Raw genomic sequence first — 18,402 nt, forward strand, 5'->3', positions numbered from 1 at the left:
TTATGGATACAGCGCAGGGAATTATATCAAATGCACAGGTTCATGAGCTTATTGATATTGTAAGAAAGGTTCATGGTTTTGATTTTTCGGGTTATACCAAAGCATCGTTAAAACGGAGGTTAACCCGCATCATGCTGCTTAACAAGTTTGAGTTTTATGACCTTAAACATGTGCTTATTAACGATGCGGATTTTTTTCAGGGCTTTTTGGAAGAAATTACGGTCAACGTAACCGAAATGTTCCGCGATCCTTCCTTTTATCGCGCGGTTAACACTCAGGTTGTTCCGTATCTTTCAACCTATCAGCATGCAAAGATCTGGAGTGCGGGTTGCTCAACAGGCGAGGAGGTTTACTCCATGGCCATCTTGCTGAAAGAGGCCGGTTTGGGTAAAAAATCGTTCATATACGGTACGGATATCAATACCGAGGTGTTAAGAGAGGCCCGTAAAGGTATTTATAGCCTGCGTAATATAAAAAGTTACGCCGAAAACTATCAGTACACTGGTTTAAAGGGTTCAATTACCGATCATTTTACTATTTTGTACGATGCGGCATCGGTTCATAATGAGTTAAAGCAAAATACGCTGTTTTCGGTACACAATTTAATATCTGATAATGTGTTTAATGAGTTTCAGATGATAAGTTGCCGGAATGTTTTTATTTATTTTGAAACGTTTCTGCAGGAACGGATCCTTGACCTCTTTTATAAAAGTCTTTGCCCGCTTGGCTATTTATGCCTTGGCAGTAAGGAAACTATCCGGTCTGAGTCGTTCAAGAGTAAGTTTAAGGTGATCAACCAAAAGGAAAATATTTATCAAAAAGTTGGGACCTGATAAAAAATTACTGGAGAGATGGCATGACGCCCAGATAGTTTTATTTGGCGGTTCGGCGGGTTCGTTCAAAATTTTGTTTCAGATCATAAAAGATCTTCCCGAAAAACTGGGAAAAACCGTAATCCTTATCATACACAGGAAAAAAAATTTTTTCAGCGAAATAGAAAAACTGTTCGCTGAAAATAGCCGTATGTACATGCGCGAAATTGAGGACAAGGATATTCTTAAAATGAATACTATGTATATTGCCCCGGCAAATTATCATACCTTAATTGAAGACGGCGGTTATTTTAGCCTGGATGTTTCGGAGCCGGTATGGTATTCAAAGCCATCGATAGATGTTACTTTTGAAAGCGCTGCCGAAGTTTATGGCGATAAGTGTATCGCTATATTGCTATCGGGAGCTAATCAGGATGGTGCTGAAGGTTTATTAAAATTAAAGAATAGCGGTAGCGTTACTATAGCCCAGGACCCTGCTGATGCAGAAATGTCCGAAATGCCGCAGGCAGCAATAAAATTAGATGCTGTCGATTATATTTTAACACAGGATGAGATTTTCAAACTTTTACTTTCATAACAATCACCAACCTTTAATCAATATTAAATGACCCCTGTTAATATTCTTATTGTTGATGATAGAGAAGAGAACATTATTGCGCTTGAAGCATTGCTTGAGCGCGATGATATTAAAATATTCTCTACTACATCGCCAAATGAAGCCCTTAAGATAGCCTGGGAAACAAACATTGCTATTGCATTGGTTGATGTGCAAATGCCTGAAATGGACGGCTTTGAGCTGGTGGAAATGCTCAAATCAAACCCGCGTACCAAAGATATCCTGGTTATTTTTGTAACGGCAATTTCAAAGGAAGCCAAATATGCTGTGAAAGGCCTCGGCACCGGAGCGGTAGATTATCTTTACAAACCGCTTGATCCTTATATTACATCGGCCAAGGTTGATTCATTTGTACAGCTGGCCCGTACACAGGCCGAAATAAAACAAAAGAATGATGAGCTGCAGGATTACGCCATCGTAGTAAAAAACTCGGCCGATATTATTACTTCGGTTGATGCGCAAAGCCTCCGCATTGCGAACATAAATCCAACAGTCGAAAAAATAATGGGCTTCAAGCCTGCCGAGCTGATCGGTAAAAGCCTGGTTGACCTGGCTATTGACGATCACCGCCCCATGTTTCGTAAAAAGCTGGGCGAGATCATCAAAGACAACCTGAGCTATGCCATTTTTGAATTTAAGTTCGAGACTTTCGACAAAAGGGTGATTTGGGTGGAGTGCCGGGCGGCATACCGGAACAAGACCATCTTTATCAATATCAGTGATATTTCTCCGCAAAAAAGTTACCAGGAGCAGCTGATCAAATCAAAAGAGAACGCAGAATACAGCAAAAAGGTAAAAGAAACTTTTTTGGCCAATATGAGCCATGAATTGCGTACGCCGGTTAATGGTATTATTGGTATCACTTCGCTTTTGCGCAAAACAAGCCTTACCGATCAGCAAAAAGGGATGCTTGATTTGCTTGATACCTCATCCAAGTCGTTATTGGGTGTGATAAATGATGTGCTTGATATCTCAAAAATTGAAGCTGGTAAATTCAGTATCGTCCGTACGGCAAATAATGTTTATGATATTGTAAACTCGGTTTTTAACCTGCTCAAGTTTAAAGCCGACGAAAATAATATCGAGTTTTTACTTGATATTGAAGAGGAAGTGCCGCAATACCTTATGTTGGATTCATTACGCCTTAACCAGATACTGATGAACCTGCTGAGCAATGCCCTTAAGTTTACCGAAAGGGGATATGTGAAGCTTAAGATCACTGTACTTCAAAAACACAATGATAAGGTAAAACTAAAGTTCAGTGTTGAGGATACGGGTATCGGGATCCCGGCCGACAGGCTTAACCGGATCTTTGAATCATTTGAACAGGCCGATGAAGATACCGTAAGCAAATATGGCGGTACCGGTTTGGGGCTTACCATTGTCAAAAAACTTGCCGAACTAAAGGGGGGCGAACTGACCGTTAGCAGCCAGGTAGGCAGGGGCAGTACTTTCAATTTTGTGAATTGGTACACGATAAGCCTGAAACCTAAAGACAAGATAAGCCCTAAGAAAGATAAAATACTGCCCCCGTTTAATAATATAAGGGTACTGGTAGCCGAGGATAACATGGTGAACCAGTTCATGCTTTCCAAAATATTAAAGGATTGGAATGTAGAGGTGGAGATGGTTGATAACGGCCGTAAGGTAATTGAGAAACTTACCAATAAAGAGTACGATATTATTTTAATGGATACCCACATGCCCGAAATGAACGGCTATCAGGCAGCCAAAACAATCCGGGTTGATTTTGAGGAGCCTAAACGGAGTATCCCTATCATATCCTTATCGGCGGCAAGTTATGACCATGAGCAGCAGGAGGCTTTATCGGCGGGTATGAATGATGTGCTTTCAAAACCGTTTTTGCCTTACCAGCTGCATGAAAAAATATCGAGGCTGTTAAGGGTGGATGTTTAAAAATCCAGTTTGGTTTGTCCAACACCCAATACCCTGGCCTCATGCTCAAGCAGCCATTTTTTGCGCCACACGCCGCCGGCGTACCCGGTGAGGCTGCCATCTGAGCCTATTACGCGGTGGCAGGGCACTACAACCCAAAGGCTGTTACGGCCATTGGCAGATGCTATTGCCCTTATAGCCAAAGGATTGTTCATTTGGTTTGACTGCTGGGCGTAAGTAATAGTTTTGCCATAGGGGATGCTTAGTAAGCCCTCCCAAACCTGCTGCTGAAAGTCACTTCCGGCTTGTTTTATGGGGAAGGTAAACTCTTTTCTCGTGCCTGCGAAATATTCATTTAACTGATCGATAACCGTTTGCAGCAGCCTGGTAGAAGCAGGTTCAATCTCATATTCCTCATCACGTATGGATACGGAAGTTATAAAGCCGTCTTCTTGAATTATGCGGGCAATGCCAACCGGTGTGCGGAAATAAGCTACAGGCATGGGTAATTGGTATATTATAATCAAAATTAAGCTAATTTTATTAGCTTGTCAAATGCCCATATTCACTCGCGGGTAATTATTACATTTGCGGTTATGAAACTGGTTAACGAAACGTGGTACCTGCTAAAAAAAGAGATTTTGCTGGAATGGCGGGCAAAGTATGCTTTTAATGGCGTTTTGCTTTATGTGGTTTCGACGGTGTTTGTTTGTTACATTTCATTGAACCTGAACCCCGGCTTTTCAAAAAGCGCAGGGTATCCAATAGTCTGGAACGTACTGTTCTGGATCATTATGTTGTTTGCATCGGTAAATGCTATTGCCAAAAGCTTTATGCAGGAAAGTAAAAGCCGGCTGCTTTATTATTACTCCATTGCCAGTCCGCAGGCCATTATCCTGTCTAAAACAATTTATAACATTTTGCTGATGGCTTTACTGAGTGCGCTGGCACTAATAGTTTATAAAGTGTTTTTCACCAATACCCTTGGTGATCCCTTGTACTATTTCCTGGCCGTGTTATTAGGCAGCGTTAGTTTTTCTACTGTTTTTACTATGATCTCGGCCATCGCATCAAAAGCAGGTAACAACGGTACGCTGATGGCCATATTAAGTTTCCCGGTTATTATCCCGGTTATACTGGTGCTTATCAAATTAAGCAAAAGCGCAATGGATGGGGTAGACCGGAGTTTCTTTTATGGCAATATAGGCGTTTTATGTGCTATCAATGCCATTGTTATAGCTACTGCCTTACTGCTTTTCCCTTATTTGTGGAGAGACTGATCAATCATATAATACCTACTTATTTGTTTGGTTTTTCAGTTCGATATCCAGAATGGCCTGACCTTGTTGTTTTAAATAAGCTTTAACAAGGGGTGCGTAAAGCTGCGAACCATTGTCTGAGTTGGTGAAGATCAACAAACCTCGTTTTGAGTTAGGGAGGATGAAAACAATGGTATTAACGCCGGGATCCCGGCCACCATGCGAAACTCCATATTCTCCATTGCCTAAATCATCATAAACTGACCAGCCCAGGCCCATATATACATGTTCCTTGATCTCCACTTGTTTATCAAGCATCTGCCTGAACAGCTCTTTTGATAATCCTCCACCATCTAATATCCAAACTAAAAACCGACCATAGTCACCAACTGTTGTTTTCAGCAGGTCGGCGGCATTGGCTTCTTTGTTCTTAGGTATTTCAAGAGATTTGCCATTTTCATCCGTGGGGACAGCAAAACGGCTTTCCATTTTATCATTCCAGGTAAAGCCTGTGCTCCTCATTTTTAAAGGTTTAAAGATGATGGAATCGGCCAATTGAGCCAGCGTACGGTGAAATTTATTTTCAAGCGCATGCCTCAGGTATTCAAACCCTTCGCCTGAATAGCCATATTTTGTTCCCGGATCGACTTGAAAGGCAAGTTTCCCATATTTTAATTGTGATCGCCAGTTTGGGAAACCGGTACGATGGTTCAGGATATCTTTTGTGGTTAACTTCAAGCTTCGCGGGTCATCTTTAATATCCGGATCTGTCCAGTAATGAAATAATGGTTCATCCAGCTGCCATTTACCCGAGTTCACAAGATTAAGTGTAACCATCGTTGTGATAGGTTTGGTAAGGGACGCAACATTAAACAATGCATTATCGCTGGCCGCAACACCCGGTTTGAGATTACCAAATACTTTAACTGATTGTAATTTCCCTTTCTCAATATAGGCTAATCCAAGCGCAGGTATATTCCTTTTTTTAAGCCAGGCAAGTACTTTTCCCGGATCATTCATATCAGGAATGGTATCTGTTTTATTCTGTGCATATGCAATGGAAGTGATGAGCAGCAGTAACGATAAACTTAAAATTATCTTTTTCATATGCCAGGTTTCTTGTTAGTCGCTATTAACTGTCCATATGTTACAGGTAACAGCCTGATATTTAATTCGGGGTAGTAATCCGAAAATTTTGAGCGAAATATTCCCATTTTTTTTCTAATTTCATTTTAATTTGGATTAAGTCTAAATTAGTAATTACTTTTGTCGCCGACTTAACCAAACAACAATGCATGCTAAAACCCTTACTTTAGTTGTACTTTCTTTTTTTGTTTCGGGCACGGTACTGGCGCAGCAGCCAAACACCTCAACTGCCGAAGATTCACTTAATAACAATACCGTTAAAAGTTCGCTTTTATCAAATACTACCATAGGTGGTTACGGTAATGCTTTTTACCAGTACAATAACAATCAAAGAACGGCCAAGGTTGACCTGGAACGCTTTGTGTTATTTGTTGGCCACAAATTCAGCGATAAGATCTCTTTCTTTTCTGAAACCGAGCTGGAAGATGCCAAAGTAAACGGCGGCGAACCCGGCGGCGAGATCACCATTGAGCAGGCTTACCTGAAATTTAACCTCAACCCCAACCAATACATAGTTGCCGGTTTGTTTTTGCCAAGGATAGGTATCCTGAACGAAAACCACCTGCCAACTACCTTTAACGGTAATGAGCGTAACTATGTGGAAACGCTGATCATCCCCGCCACATGGCGCGAATTGGGCGTTGGCTTTTACGGCCGTTTAAATAATTTCCCGATAAACTATTCAATCGGGCTGATGAACGGTTTAAGTGCAGGTGGCTTTACCCACGGTACCGGCATTGTTGACGGCAGGTTTGAAGGCCGTAACGCAACAGGCACAAACCTTGCAGTTACCGGGGCGCTTCAATACTATCAAAGTGGTTTTAAAGCCCAGCTATCCGGCTACTATGGCGGTACTGTAGGCATCCGCAAAACAGAGGCCGACAGCCTTGGCTTAAACTCAGGCGTATTTGGTACCCCGGTTGCTATGGGCGAGGGTGATATCCAGTATAACGGGCAAGGTTTTTCGGTGAAAGTATTGGGTACCATCCTTTCTATTAAAGATGCCGATAAGATCAACAGGGCTTACGCCAGCAATACACCAAAAACAGCCTACGGTGCATATGCCGAAATAGGTTACGATCTGCTTTACCGCAGCAATTACGGCAAAGTAAATGCGCCTCAACTAATTGTTTTTGTGCGCGATGAAAAGCTCGACCTGAACGCCAGTATCCCCTCAAACGGTATAACCGATCAAACGCTTAATAAAAATTATGTGGTAGCGGGATTAACTTACCTGCCGCTTCGCAATGTGGTGGTTAAGGGCGATGTTAGGCTGGCCCATAGCGGTGTGCAAAACCCGGCGCTGATCATTAACCCAAGCCCGGTTGCATTGCCTTATCAAACCAATAATACATTGATAAACCTGGGTATTGGATATTCATTTTAAACTTAAGCACCATGGATAGAAGAGAATTTGTTAAACAGTCATGCTCGCTATGCCTTGCGGCAGGTGCCGGCATGCTGGTAGGCTCGTTATCGGGCTGTGCCACCCTGCCTGTTTATAAAACAGCTGTGGCCAATAACACGGTAACCGTTCCTGAAACCATTTTTGGTACAACTAATTTTCAGCTTATCCAGCCCAAAAACCAGTATTATAATATCGGATTAAAAAAAGAAGCTAATGGTACGTATACCGCGCTGTTGTTAAAATGCACCCATGCCGATAACCAGCTTACCCCGGTGGGCAACAATGGTTACAAATGCGATTTGCATGGCAGCACTTTTAATAACGAAGGCCAGGTAACTGCAGGCCCGGCCGAACGCCCGCTTAAGAAATACGCAACTGAAGTAGTATCCAATCAAATCATAATTCATTTAACTTAATTTTTACCATGAAAAATACCATACTTGGACTGTCATGCGCTGCTGTGCTTGCACTCAGCAGCTGTGGAAAAGATAAAAACCCGGTAGTAACACAGCCTACAGCTGTTGACGAGCAGGAAGTAATTAACCAGTTTGTAAGTGTTGTAGGTAACCCCAACTATGTTGATATACAGGCTAAGGCTGCTTTATTGAATACATCAATAACAACTTTTTTAACAACACCTACTGATGCCAACCTCGCCGCTGCACGTATAGCCTGGAAAAATACCCGCCAGCCATGGGAGCAGGCCGAAGGCTTTTTGTTTGGCCCCGTTGAGGATGAAGACTATGACCCAACTATGGATAGCTGGCCTTTGAACAGGGTTGATGTTGATAAACTAATATCAGGTACTGATGTTATCAATTTAACTTCTGTTGATGCGCTTGATGGCTTCTCAAAAGGCTTCCACGGCATCGAGTATATCATATTTGGCCCGGGTGGTACCAGGAAAGCTGCTGATATCACTGCCCGTCAAAAAGATTACCTGAAGTATACATCTCAAAGCTTGCTGAATACCACTACCGCGCTTAGGGATAGCTGGTCGGCAACGGGAGCTAATTACGCGGCCAAAATTACTACTGCCGGAAAAGGAAGTTCCGCGTTTGCAACACGTAAGGATTTATTTTTGGCTATTACAGGCAGCATGGCCGGTATTTGCGATGAAGTAGGTACTGGTAAAATGCAGGAGCCTTATGCAGCTAAAGATTCAACTTTAGATGAGTCGTCATATTCGCACAATACCACTGTCGATTTTACTAACAACATTCAGGGCATCCTTAATGTGTATACCGCAACTTACAACGGTACCAAAGGCACAGTAAGTTTAAGCACATTAGTAGCTTCAAAAAATGCAGCCCTGGATGCTAAGATCAAAACACAGGTGCAAACGGCTTTATCTGCAATGGCCTTAATTACCCCAACTTTTGAAAAGGCTATATACGATAACCGCGATAAGATCAAAGCCACTCAGGATGCGCTGGCAACCCTGCAAGCCACGCTTGAAGGCGATTTGACCACATTTATACAAACAAATATTAAGGACTAATTTTTAAGGTGAAGAAATTAAAGGTTATAGGCGCGTTAGCACTCCTGGTGTTGCTGCTGGCAAAATGTCAGAAAGCTGCCGAATTTCCGGCTGATAAATACGATGAGCGTTTATCCGGTGGTGATGCTACTGTGTTTGACATCACATCGCACGCGTTCAGTAATATGTTTCCCGGGCTTTCGGCATATGATGCCGAGGTACATGGTTTTGGCGATGCGGCTTTCAGCAAGATCTTTGTTACCGCACCTGCGCCTATCAATCCGGGGCTGGGAACTATTTTTAACAATAACTCCTGCATCTCCTGCCATCATAACGATGGGATTGGTTTGCCCACAGCCGGCGAATCGCGTTCATCGTTGCTGGTACGTATCAGCATTCTGGGTATCGATGCGCATGGTGGCCCATTGGCTGCACCGGGTTACGGCTTACAGTTACAGGATAAAGCTGTGTATGGCAAGGTACCGGAGTGTAAGGTCAACATAGTTTATGATGATAAGACCTACAGTTTTGCCGATGGTGAAACTTACGCCCTGCGTGCACCTACCTACACTTTGAGTAATCTTTATACTGCGCTGCCTGCCGGTTACATGCTTTCGCCGCGTTTAGCGCCGCCTATGTTCGGGCTTGGTTTGCTGGAATCAGTACCTGAAAGCGAGATAGTGGCCATGGCCGATCCTAATGATAGCAATGGCGACGGAATAAAAGGCCACCCTAACTATGTTTGGGATGTGGCAACACAATCGCGTCAATTGGGCCGTTTCGGGTGGAAAGCCAATACTGCATCCATCCTTACCCAGGTAGCTGCAGCTTATAACCAGGATATTGGGATCACCAATAAAATATTCCCTGTTGAAAATTCTTTTGGCCAGGCGCAGTATGATGGTTTGCAGGATGATCCTGAATTGCCGGATAGTACATTGAACGCGGTAAGGTTTTATGCAGCTACGCTTGCTGTACCTGCCCGCCGCGATGTAACCGATGCCACCAATAAAAAAGGTGAATTATTGTTTAAGCAGGCTAAATGCGAAAGCTGCCACCGCCAAACATTAACTACCGGCGTAAACGTAGCCTTTAAACCATTATCAAACCAGGTGATCCACCCTTACACGGATCTGCTGGTGCATGACATGGGGCCAGGCCTTGCTGATAACCGCCCCGACTTTTTGGCCAGTGGGCAGGAGTGGCGTACCGCATCACTCTGGGGTTTGGGTTTGTTTGAAACCGTTAATAACCCCGGTTATTACCTGCATGATGGTCGCGCCCGGACTATTACTGAAGCCATTATGTGGCATGGCGGTGAGGCAGAGTCGGCAAAAGTTTTCTTCAGCAAACTATCAAAGGCTGACAGGGATGCAATGCTTAAATTTTTGAAGAGCCTGTAGTTTTTTGTAATGATATTTTGAAAGCGGCGTGGAGTATTTCATGTCGCTTTTTATTTGTTGCCCCTGGATTTTTTGTATTACCTAATAAAACTATGTCATTGCGAGGAGCGGGTGGGAGTGAGTCAGGGTGCGACGCGGCAATCGCATACTATACAGGGCGGATATGCATTGGCTACGAAATTGCCGCGCTGCGCTCGCAATGACATACTTTTATTTATTTGCCAGCAATTTTCATCTCCAATCTATGTCATTGCGAGGAGCGGGAAAGGAATGAGCGGAGGCGCGACGTGGCAATCGCATACTATACAGGGCGGATATGCATTGGCTACGAGATTGCCGCGCTACGCTCGCAATGACATGAATTTAATTTACCACATTCTCTAATTCCATAAATTAAAGTTCAGACAAATTCTTCGCAACAAAAATTATACGTCAACAATTCATTAACCGTTCATGAAAAAAGTGTTTTTTAGTAGATTGAAAAAATATCCTAATTTTATTTAATGCGTTTTTATTGGTTTTTGCTTATTGCGTTTGTATGTCCGCTGATGGTTTCGGCACAAACCGGTACTATTACAGGTAAGGTGGTGCGGGCTGATACTAAAAGCCCTGTACCCAATGCCAGCGTATTTTTAAATAATGCCACTTACGGTACCTCTACGGCCGAAGATGGAACTTTTACCCTGAGTGGTATAAAGCCCGGCCAGTACCAGCTGGTAGTTACCGGTGTAAGTATTGAAGAGTATTCCACAACCGTACTGGTTGGCCGCGAACCCACAAAATTAAGTATTGAGGTTAACCAAAAAGTACTGATGCTGCGCGAAGTAGTGATCAGCAGCAGTGCCGACTGGAAAAAAAACTACGAACTGTTCAGGAAAGAATTTGTTGGTGATACTGAAAATGGCAAGGAATGTAAAGTAACCAATCCTCATATTCTTAACATTATTTACCATAGGGGCAAGCAGCAACTGGAAGCATCGGGCGATGAGTTTTTGGTGGTGGAGAACCTTGCACTGGGCTATCGTACTAAATTTTTGCTGAAAAACTTCTTGTATGATGCTATTGAGCATACCATATCCTATTCGGGAAGCGCATTGTTTGAGAACCTGCCCGGCAGCGCCGCTCAAAAAAAACTGTGGAAGCAAAAACGTGAGCAGGCTTATTATGGATCGGCCCAGCATTTTTACCGTTCGCTTTATAAAGGGAAGTTAAAAGAAGAAGGATTTGAAGCGCACGATTTTACAAGGCAAATTAATCCTGAACGACCTGAGGAAGCAGTGCTGATGCAGAAGATGAAAAAGTACAGGGAAGGCCCGCGCGATTCGGCTTTGCGTTACTACAATTTGTCGAAAATGACCAAGTGGTACCATGAAAACCTGGCCAAGCTGCCTTACCAGGAATTTGAGATATTGCGCAAAACACCACAGGATGGGATTTATGCGCTTACTTTTCCGCACTTCTTATACGTTGTATACACCAAACGCGAGGAAACCACCGAGTTTAAGGATGTTTACCATCCGCTGGATATGCCCAACTACGAAACCAGCATCATGACCAAATATTCGGGCTATATAGCTTTTGATATGAACGGCATTGTGGTATCAAGCCCAAGTCCGCTTTATGAGGGCTCATGGTCAAAAGCCAAGCTCGGCGATCTGCTGCCGGTTGATTACGAGCCGGGGGATTAGGCGAGATGTTTACAGACAAGACTTGAGAACATACGTAATAGCAATTTTGTTAATGATTACTCGGTCGCAGAACAAAGCACCTTTTCTTGCGTCTTACATAAGGCACAATCACTCACCCCAATTTTTGGGTATGTTAATACTTAGGTTATAACTTAAAAAGGTTATACTTTAATTCAGCATATGATTTGCTTTGAAAAATCATAACATATAATAGCATGTTGGTAAATTATACAAAACAACATGTTGACTTTAAGTAACTTTGTTTTAGCTTTGCGTCAATGAAACCACTTCAAACGTTACATAAAATTCATATTGGTGCCTCACAAAATATGCATCAGGTTTCCGATAATTCGGTTGAATTGGTTGTAACCTCCCCGCCATACCCAATGATTGAAATGTGGGATGAAATAATGGTTAAGCAAAACAAAACGATAGGTGATGCGCTTGAAAAAGGAAATGGTCAGTTAGCGTTTGATCTAATGCATCAAGAACTTGACAAGATTTGGGCAGAGGTATCAAGAGTATTAATTAAGGGGGGATTTGTTTGTATTAACATTGGAGATGCAACTCGGACAATAAATGGGGATTTTTCTCTATACTCAAATCATGCAAGAATTATTTCGGCGTTTAACAAATTAGGAATAAATAATTTACCCAACATACTTTGGCGTAAACAAACCAATGCTCCGAATAAATTTATGGGATCAGGAATGTTACCATCTGGTGCGTACGTAACTCTTGAACATGAATGGATATTAGTTTTTAGAAAAGATGGTAAAAGGACATTTAAAACTCCTGATGAAAAACTAAAACGTAAACAAAGTGCTTTTTTTTGGGAAGAAAGGAATAAATGGTTTTCCGACCTGTGGGAACTTAAGGGTGTAAAACAAAATATTTCCGATTCTGAAACACGTAAAAGAAGTGCGGCATTTCCTTATGAGATAGCATATCGGTTAATTAATATGTATTCATTAAAAGGTGATACGGTATTAGACCCTTTTTTGGGTACCGGAACTACAGCAATCGCAGCAATGGCTTCACAAAGAAACAGTATCGGATACGAAATTGATTCGCAATTTTTAGATATTATCAAAGATAATGTTGCTAAAACCCCTATTGTGGGCTTAAACAACTATACTAAATTTAGACTTGATTCCCACAGAAAATTTGTTGTTGAACGGTTAGCAAACGAAAAGAATGCACCAATAAAGCATTACAACAACAATATGGAATGTGAAGTCATGACTTCGCAAGAAACAGATATGAAACTATCCTATATTGACAGAATCGAAAACTTTAACGATAACGACTATATCGTTACTCATAAGGATAGTTGGATTTATGAAGAGCCTTTGAACCTTAAAAATAAGGTTGAAACTCAATTGCAGGTTTTTGAACTTTAATAGGTTTCAATCTCTTTTTCTAATTCGAGTATATTTAAAAAAACTTCATTTTCATCATAGTATAAATAAAAGACTGGTCTTCCCCATTTTTGATTTGCGGTTGTATTAAACGTGATGACTTCCCGCCGCATAAGTTTAAAAGTTCTCGGTTTTACTTGAATGCCGCCAATCTCTAAACCATTCTTTTTGATGATTATATCAATTCTCAACTCTTCATCTAAATATCCTTCTGCCTCTTCAAATTTATACTTCGATAACGAATCATTTAAAATTTGTATAGCCTTCTTCTCGATTATACCTCCTTTTAATGACTGGACTACAAACAAATCATATTCCCATTGAATACATTCCTGTAAAGTGAATCGCTTTTCACCCCAGTATATCAATTGTGAATCAAATAAATTTCTACCAAAAGATTCAACGCTTCCTTGACTTTTTGTTCCACACTCACAATTATTTTGACTATGCCATTCAATAAGTTCAACAAGTTCTTCTTTGCTTTTAGGGTTGTGAAAACGTATTAATTTCATTACCGGTACACTTTTGTACGGTGCCGATATTCCCATTTTGCCATTCAATTCATTTAGAGGACCGCCAGTATACGCCATATTACATTAAAATTAAAAATCAAACTCAATGGAAATGCCTGTTTTCTTTTTTTCGTAATAAATCATATTCGCTTCGATTACCTCAGCTAACCCCATCATTGTTTTATAAGTGCTTGGTTTAATGCTTACAGGCTTATCACCAATAAAACCGTCAATACCTTTACTTTCTTCTTCTGGCTTAGATAGCCTGTAAGATTCATTTTTGATTTCTGCAATTTTTTTTAAAATCGCTTCTTGAAATTTTAAACCTGCAAAGGTTTTGTCAATTAGAAATTCTTCTACCCACTTTCTTACTACCGTTCTATCAATTGCTCGTGCACTGGCTTCTAACGCCCTAACCATAGGTAGTAATTTATCAGTTGCATTATCAATGGCATCTGGATATTTCTCTATATACCAAGTTTCCCATTCTTTTAGGCTTGCGCCTTTAAATTCTTGAATTAGATCACTCATTTGTCCTACCATGCTTGGTCTTGTACTTTGAGCATTTTGATTGGCTAAGACAAGTATTTGAGTGGAATATTTGGGATAAGAGTTCAATGGTCTACCGGAAAGAATTTCTTGGATTTCGGCACTTTTAAGGTTTAGTTTCATTTATGAAGATTTGACTTAGTGGGACATTTAGCGCAATTGAAATCTTTTCAAGATTCACGATAGAAATGTTTCGTTTGCCATTTTCAACGCTGGCGATATAACTTCTATCTAAATCGCATGAATAAGCCAAATCCTTTTGAGACTGATTGTTTAATTCTCTCAGTTCTTTGATTTTCTTTCCTACTTTTTGCTTTATATCCACTACGCAAACATCTTAAGTTGTTGACTATAAATCAAAGACTATAAGTCACACTGAGTTTTTTATTTTAAAAAACATTTGGTAAAAATAATTGTCAAAATGCGTCAAAAATGTGAATGCCCTATTTTGATACCTTTTAATAATTATTGAGAATGAATCGCACTGTAGCCATCTTTAATTTATTACGATTCTAATTTAACCAACCAATCTTTTCGCCCAATTATCATACCCATTACCTCAATCACCTAATGATTTTTCCTTACCTTTACCGCCATAAATCATATGAAGTTTATTTATCAAACATGGTGGAAGGTGGCGGCTGTTTTGCTGGTATTATCTACCTTTTACACCGGCCTGGTTTTCAAAGCCCCAAGGCTGCCAATTATTCACGAAACCATCCGTAATTTGTATTTCCACGTACCTATGTGGATGGGGATGCTGACGGTATTTGTAGTATCAGTTTATTTCAGTATTAAGTACCTGCAAACAGGCAAAGAAGAGCACGACCTTGCCTCAGTTGAGTGTGTGAATACAGGTCTGCTGTTTTACAGTTTGGGACTTTTAACCGGCATGCTGTGGGCAAAATACACCTGGGGCGAGTTTTGGAGTGGTGACCCTAAACAAAACAGTGCTGCTATTGCATTTTTGCTTTACTGTGCTTATTTGGTACTTCGCAACTCTATTGATGAGGAACAGAAGCGCGCCAAGATCTCGGCCATCTACAACATTTTCGCGTTTCCGATTATGATCGTATTGATATTTGTTTTACCCCGTTTAACAGATTCATTGCACCCCGGCAGCGGCGGTAACCCGGCATTTGGTAAATACGACCTTGATAACGGCATGAAGATAGCCTTTTACCCGGCTATGCTTGGCTGGAGTTTTATTGCCCTTTGGATAGCAACTATCCGCTACCGCATCCGTTTAATTGAGAATAAGAAGAACGCTATAAATTAAGATGAAGAAATTAACGCTTTTATTGTTGCTGCTTACTTTTTGTACAGTTGTTTTTGCACAGCAGGGCCAGCAAGTTGAAATGGCAGACGCCTTGCGCCAGTCGGGAAAAATTTACGTAGTTGTAGCAACTATTTCCATAATTTTTGTTGGTTTGGCTATTTACCTGTTTACAATAGACCGCAGGTTAAAAAAAGTCGAAAACGAAAAGTAGTTCAAATAATATGTTTAAACAATTTAAACATATTATTCGTGGCGGTGTTTGATGGTGTACAGAGCACACTAACTAAGAAATATTTGCAATATTGATAAAAATTGTACCAAATTTGCTCACTTTTTTAAGAGATTAATATTTATACAATAGTTATGGCTACGAATATTTTGATTGCCGACCAGGAAACACACTTTTTTAGCGATGTGTGTAAAAACTTTGATTATGCTGCCCAATTCACCAAACATGATGCAGGTTTGCTTGATCAGATCAAATCATGTAACAGCGTTTACCGTTTCCGTTTCCCTATCCGCAGGGGCAATGGTTTTGAGGTAATTGACGCCTGGCGTGTTGAGCACTCACACCACCAGTCGCCAACCAAAGGCGGTATCCGCTACAGCGAAATGGTGAACGAGGATGAGGTAATGGCCCTTGCCGCACTCATGACCTACAAATGTGCCATTGTTAACGTCCCGTTTGGCGGCGCCAAAGGCGGTATCAAAATAAACCCTAAAAACTACACGGTAAGCGAGCTGGAAAATATTACCCGTCGTTATACTGTTGAGTTGATCAAAAAGAACTTTATTGGCCCAAGCATTGACGTGCCTGCACCTGATTATGGATCGGGCGAGCGTGAAATGAGCTGGATTGCTGATACTTATGCGACTATGAACCCCGGTCAGCTGGATGCCATGGGCGCTGTAACCGGTAAACCTATTGCCCTGCACGGTATTGCCGGCAGGAGGGAAGCTACCGGTCGTGGTGTGGCCATTGCCACCCGCGAGTGCGTAAGCGTTGGTGAGGATATGCAAAGAATTGGCCTGCTGCCAGGCTTATCGGGCAAAAGGGTAATTGTACAGGGCCTTGGTAACGTAGGCTACTATTCGGCCAAGTTTTTATCAGAAATGGGCGCGATCATAGTTGGTCTTTGTGAGTTTGAAGGCGCTATTTATAACGAAAACGGTTTGGATATCGAAACTGTATTTCAGCACCGTAAGGCAACTGGTTCTATTTTAGGTTATGCCGGTGCAGCGCAGGAATTTACCAATACTATGGAAGGCCTGGAACAACCATGTGATATTTTGGTTCCTGCCGCTCTTGAAAACCAGATCACCGAGGCAAATATTCGTAACATACAGGCTAAGATCATTGTTGAAGGTGCTAACGGGCCAACATCACCCGAAGCCGAAGCTATATTTTATGCCAATGGCGGTATTATTGTACCTGATATGTTTGCCAATGCGGGCGGTGTAACCGTGTCTTATTTTGAATGGTTAAAAAACCTGAGCCACGTAGCTTTTGGCCGTATGAACCGCAGGTTTGAAGAAAACTCCAATCTTAACCTCGTAAACATGGTTGAAGGTATTACCGGTGTAGCTTTAACTCAAATGCAACGCTCAACCATTATTAAAGGAGCATCGGAGCTTGAGCTGGTAAACTCGGGACTGGAAGATACCATGATCCGTTCATACCACGAGATCAGGGAGATCTATAAAAGCAATGCTGAAATTGGTACATTACGTAATGCAGCCATGGTTGGCGCTATCAATAAAATAGCGGTGTCGTATCAAAATTTAGGTATTTGGCCGTAAGTAGAAAAGGCATATCATAGATTATAAAAAACGAGGTGGGTTTGAAAAAAAACTTGCCTCGTTTTTGTTTAATAAGATATTTACCACGTAAATAAAAAATGCGATATTGTATCAACTTATCACATATGAAAAATACGCTGTTACTGATAGTGATGCTTTTGGGTGCAGTTGGTTTAAAAGCCCAAACTCCAGATAATTTTGAACGGTTTTTAATGAAAACAAATGATGGGTTCAAAATAATATATAATGGCAATTCGCAGTCGATAATTGTTGATATCGTATCTACTGACATAAATCCTATTGAAAATTCTGATTTGATTAATGTTAATCAGGATCCGATTCAATTTAACCTGATAAGCAATAGCGCATTTAGTACTACTGATTCCACGGTTGAGAGGCAGAAAGCTGAATTGCTTGGCTACTCTGAATATGAATTGAATTATATAAAGGATGAGCTAAAACTCAAGATTTCAGACATACATAAGGAGTGGGTAACCATCAATAAAAAATTGTTCCTGCTTTGGCATTTTAATATGCCGCCGGATAATAAATCAATTTCTCAGCAGGTATACTTAACTACATTGTGTTTTGCTCATGCGTTTAACATCAGTAGTCCTGTTAGTACGGGGCAAAATTTTGCTGATAAAAAGAGAAAACTAACCACATTGGCACAAACACTTAAACTGAATAGTTTTAAAACAGATCTGGCCGCTTTGGCTAAGCAGCTTCAGGCGGAGAATAAATGATCAACTCCCGCGATAGGGATCGCAGCGGATACCGGCCAATGAGCGTAATGCCCCGATAGGCATCGGGGTAAACTCTGCAGGCGTATGAGCGAAGAGCCCGGGCCGGAGGTATCGCCCAAATGTTGCTAAAAAGGGAATGATATAAGAAAGCTATCGTCATTGCACGAGACGATCTTCACCTCCGCGTCATTGCGAGGAACGAAGCAATCGCGAACTATACAGAGCGGCTCTGCAAGTAGGGGATTGCTTCGTACCTCGCAATTGTAAGGGTTTAGTAATTCGGAGACAAAATAGCAGGTTATTATTTGTTGTTTAAGGAGATCATATCGATAGGTCTTTTGCCATTAATACCTTGATGAGGTCTTT

The 18,402-nt window shown here is 41.4% G+C and carries 19 protein-coding genes; 14 read left to right on the top strand and 5 right to left on the bottom strand.

Annotated elements, in window-relative coordinates; translation table 11 throughout:
• Positions 1-2: 2 nt before the first annotated feature.
• The 3 genes from ACFFGT_RS07550 to ACFFGT_RS07560 are packed head-to-tail and all read left to right on the top strand — an operon-like array spanning position 3 to position 3,366.
• Entirely contained in the window at positions 3-833 is an 831-nt protein-coding gene (locus ACFFGT_RS07550) for a CheR family methyltransferase (RefSeq protein WP_377021903.1), read from the top strand.
• The gene (locus ACFFGT_RS07555) at positions 823-1,410 is read left to right on the top strand and encodes a chemotaxis protein CheB (RefSeq protein ID WP_377021904.1); all 588 of its coding nucleotides are present in this window, start codon (positions 823-825) and stop codon (positions 1,408-1,410) included. The genes ACFFGT_RS07550 and ACFFGT_RS07555 overlap by 11 nt, the downstream gene beginning before the upstream one ends.
• A 27-nt stretch (positions 1,411-1,437) precedes the next feature.
• The gene (locus ACFFGT_RS07560) at positions 1,438-3,366 is read left to right on the top strand and encodes a hybrid sensor histidine kinase/response regulator (protein WP_377021905.1); all 1,929 of its coding nucleotides are present in this window, start codon (positions 1,438-1,440) and stop codon (positions 3,364-3,366) included.
• Here the strand turns inward: ACFFGT_RS07560 and ACFFGT_RS07565 are convergent.
• Positions 3,363-3,848, bottom strand: coding sequence for a methylated-DNA--[protein]-cysteine S-methyltransferase (locus ACFFGT_RS07565; RefSeq protein ID WP_377021906.1), 486 nt, complete (start codon positions 3,846-3,848; stop codon positions 3,363-3,365). The two genes, ACFFGT_RS07560 and ACFFGT_RS07565, sit on opposite strands and share 4 nt — an antisense overlap.
• Positions 3,849-3,941: 93 nt before the next feature.
• Here ACFFGT_RS07565 and ACFFGT_RS07570 point away from each other — a divergent pair, with 93 nt between their 5' ends.
• Complete coding sequence (locus tag ACFFGT_RS07570; protein WP_377021907.1) at positions 3,942-4,625, top strand: heme exporter protein CcmB; 684 nt, start codon at positions 3,942-3,944, stop codon at positions 4,623-4,625.
• A 15-nt stretch (positions 4,626-4,640) separates the two neighbouring features.
• Here ACFFGT_RS07570 and ACFFGT_RS07575 read toward each other — a convergent pair whose 3' ends face one another.
• Positions 4,641-5,711: a serine hydrolase domain-containing protein gene (locus ACFFGT_RS07575; RefSeq protein ID WP_377021908.1), complete on the bottom strand. Its 1,071-nt coding sequence runs from the start codon at positions 5,709-5,711 to the stop codon at positions 4,641-4,643.
• A 184-nt stretch (positions 5,712-5,895) separates the two neighbouring features.
• Here ACFFGT_RS07575 and ACFFGT_RS07580 point away from each other — a divergent pair, with 184 nt between their 5' ends.
• From ACFFGT_RS07580 to ACFFGT_RS07605, 6 genes are all read left to right on the top strand, one after another.
• Positions 5,896-7,137, top strand: coding sequence for a hypothetical protein (locus ACFFGT_RS07580; RefSeq protein WP_377021909.1), 1,242 nt, complete (start codon positions 5,896-5,898; stop codon positions 7,135-7,137).
• 11 nt (positions 7,138-7,148) lie between these two features.
• Positions 7,149-7,574, top strand: coding sequence for a QcrA and Rieske domain-containing protein (locus tag ACFFGT_RS07585; protein WP_377021910.1), 426 nt, complete (start codon positions 7,149-7,151; stop codon positions 7,572-7,574).
• A gap of 8 nt (positions 7,575-7,582) precedes the next feature.
• The gene (locus ACFFGT_RS07590) at positions 7,583-8,659 is read left to right on the top strand and encodes an imelysin family protein (RefSeq protein WP_377021911.1); all 1,077 of its coding nucleotides are present in this window, start codon (positions 7,583-7,585) and stop codon (positions 8,657-8,659) included.
• An 8-nt stretch (positions 8,660-8,667) separates the two neighbouring features.
• Positions 8,668-10,041 carry a di-heme oxidoreductase family protein gene (locus tag ACFFGT_RS07595; RefSeq protein ID WP_377021912.1) on the top strand — a complete coding sequence of 458 codons (1,374 nt, stop codon included), beginning with the start codon at positions 8,668-8,670 and terminating at the stop codon, positions 10,039-10,041.
• Positions 10,042-10,544: 503 nt separating this feature from the next.
• Positions 10,545-11,729 carry a carboxypeptidase-like regulatory domain-containing protein gene (locus tag ACFFGT_RS07600; protein ID WP_377021913.1) on the top strand — a complete coding sequence of 395 codons (1,185 nt, stop codon included), beginning with the start codon at positions 10,545-10,547 and terminating at the stop codon, positions 11,727-11,729.
• A gap of 278 nt (positions 11,730-12,007) precedes the next feature.
• The gene (locus tag ACFFGT_RS07605; RefSeq protein WP_377021914.1) at positions 12,008-13,132 is read left to right on the top strand and encodes a DNA-methyltransferase; all 1,125 of its coding nucleotides are present in this window, start codon (positions 12,008-12,010) and stop codon (positions 13,130-13,132) included.
• On the opposite strand, the gene ACFFGT_RS07610 is transcribed toward ACFFGT_RS07605, so the two are convergent.
• Genes ACFFGT_RS07610 through ACFFGT_RS07620 form a run of 3 tightly spaced genes read right to left on the bottom strand, consistent with a single transcriptional unit; the run spans position 13,129 to position 14,536 of the window.
• Entirely contained in the window at positions 13,129-13,740 is a 612-nt protein-coding gene (locus tag ACFFGT_RS07610; RefSeq protein WP_377021915.1) for an MjaI family restriction endonuclease, read from the bottom strand. The genes ACFFGT_RS07605 and ACFFGT_RS07610 overlap by 4 nt on opposite strands.
• 12 nt (positions 13,741-13,752) lie before the next feature.
• Positions 13,753-14,334, bottom strand: a complete 582-nt coding sequence (locus tag ACFFGT_RS07615) for an MjaI family restriction endonuclease (RefSeq protein WP_377021916.1) — start codon at positions 14,332-14,334, stop codon at positions 13,753-13,755.
• A complete protein-coding gene (locus ACFFGT_RS07620; RefSeq protein ID WP_377021917.1) occupies positions 14,318-14,536 on the bottom strand; it encodes a helix-turn-helix domain-containing protein in 219 nt (72 codons plus the stop codon). The genes ACFFGT_RS07615 and ACFFGT_RS07620 overlap by 17 nt, the downstream gene beginning before the upstream one ends.
• A gap of 270 nt (positions 14,537-14,806) precedes the next feature.
• Between ACFFGT_RS07620 and ccsA the strand changes: the two genes are divergently transcribed.
• The 4 genes from ccsA (at position 14,807) to ACFFGT_RS07640 (ending at position 18,036) form a co-directional block, all read left to right on the top strand.
• Positions 14,807-15,490: a cytochrome c biogenesis protein CcsA gene (ccsA, locus tag ACFFGT_RS07625; protein WP_512700656.1), complete on the top strand. Its 684-nt coding sequence runs from the start codon at positions 14,807-14,809 to the stop codon at positions 15,488-15,490.
• A gap of 1 nt (position 15,491) precedes the next feature.
• On the top strand, positions 15,492-15,701 hold the full coding sequence (locus ACFFGT_RS07630; RefSeq protein ID WP_121227648.1) for a CcmD family protein: 210 nt from the start codon (positions 15,492-15,494) through the stop codon (positions 15,699-15,701).
• Between the two features lie 152 nt (positions 15,702-15,853).
• Positions 15,854-17,290 carry a Glu/Leu/Phe/Val family dehydrogenase gene (locus tag ACFFGT_RS07635; protein WP_377021918.1) on the top strand — a complete coding sequence of 479 codons (1,437 nt, stop codon included), beginning with the start codon at positions 15,854-15,856 and terminating at the stop codon, positions 17,288-17,290.
• A gap of 125 nt (positions 17,291-17,415) precedes the next feature.
• A complete protein-coding gene (locus tag ACFFGT_RS07640; protein WP_377021919.1) occupies positions 17,416-18,036 on the top strand; it encodes a hypothetical protein in 621 nt (206 codons plus the stop codon).
• The last annotated feature ends 366 nt before the right edge of the window (positions 18,037-18,402 follow it).

Origin of the sequence: Mucilaginibacter angelicae (genome assembly GCF_042434235.1) — a bacterium.
Taxonomy (GTDB): Bacteria; Bacteroidota; Bacteroidia; order Sphingobacteriales; family Sphingobacteriaceae; genus Mucilaginibacter; species Mucilaginibacter angelicae.

Bases quoted from the DNA above. Each gene is read 5' to 3' on its own strand.
- ACFFGT_RS07560 (WP_377021905.1), top strand. From the start codon at position 1,438: ATGACCCCTGTTAATATTCTTATTGTTGATGATAGAGAAGAGAACATT.
- ACFFGT_RS07605 (WP_377021914.1), top strand. From the start codon at position 12,008: ATGAAACCACTTCAAACGTTACATAAAATTCATATTGGTGCCTCACAA.
- ACFFGT_RS07550 (WP_377021903.1), top strand. From the start codon at position 3: ATGGATACAGCGCAGGGAATTATATCAAATGCACAGGTTCATGAGCTT.
- ACFFGT_RS07565 (WP_377021906.1), bottom strand. From the start codon at position 3,848: ATGCCTGTAGCTTATTTCCGCACACCGGTTGGCATTGCCCGCATAATT.
- ACFFGT_RS07575 (WP_377021908.1), bottom strand. From the start codon at position 5,711: ATGAAAAAGATAATTTTAAGTTTATCGTTACTGCTGCTCATCACTTCC.
- ACFFGT_RS07590 (WP_377021911.1), top strand. From the start codon at position 7,583: ATGAAAAATACCATACTTGGACTGTCATGCGCTGCTGTGCTTGCACTC.
- ACFFGT_RS07585 (WP_377021910.1), top strand. From the start codon at position 7,149: ATGGATAGAAGAGAATTTGTTAAACAGTCATGCTCGCTATGCCTTGCG.
- ACFFGT_RS07640 (WP_377021919.1), top strand. From the start codon at position 17,416: ATGAAAAATACGCTGTTACTGATAGTGATGCTTTTGGGTGCAGTTGGT.
- ACFFGT_RS07600 (WP_377021913.1), top strand. From the start codon at position 10,545: ATGCGTTTTTATTGGTTTTTGCTTATTGCGTTTGTATGTCCGCTGATG.
- ACFFGT_RS07570 (WP_377021907.1), top strand. From the start codon at position 3,942: ATGAAACTGGTTAACGAAACGTGGTACCTGCTAAAAAAAGAGATTTTG.
- ACFFGT_RS07615 (WP_377021916.1), bottom strand. From the start codon at position 14,334: ATGAAACTAAACCTTAAAAGTGCCGAAATCCAAGAAATTCTTTCCGGT.
- ACFFGT_RS07610 (WP_377021915.1), bottom strand. From the start codon at position 13,740: ATGGCGTATACTGGCGGTCCTCTAAATGAATTGAATGGCAAAATGGGA.
- ACFFGT_RS07630 (WP_121227648.1), top strand. From the start codon at position 15,492: ATGAAGAAATTAACGCTTTTATTGTTGCTGCTTACTTTTTGTACAGTT.
- ACFFGT_RS07635 (WP_377021918.1), top strand. From the start codon at position 15,854: ATGGCTACGAATATTTTGATTGCCGACCAGGAAACACACTTTTTTAGC.
- ACFFGT_RS07580 (WP_377021909.1), top strand. From the start codon at position 5,896: ATGCATGCTAAAACCCTTACTTTAGTTGTACTTTCTTTTTTTGTTTCG.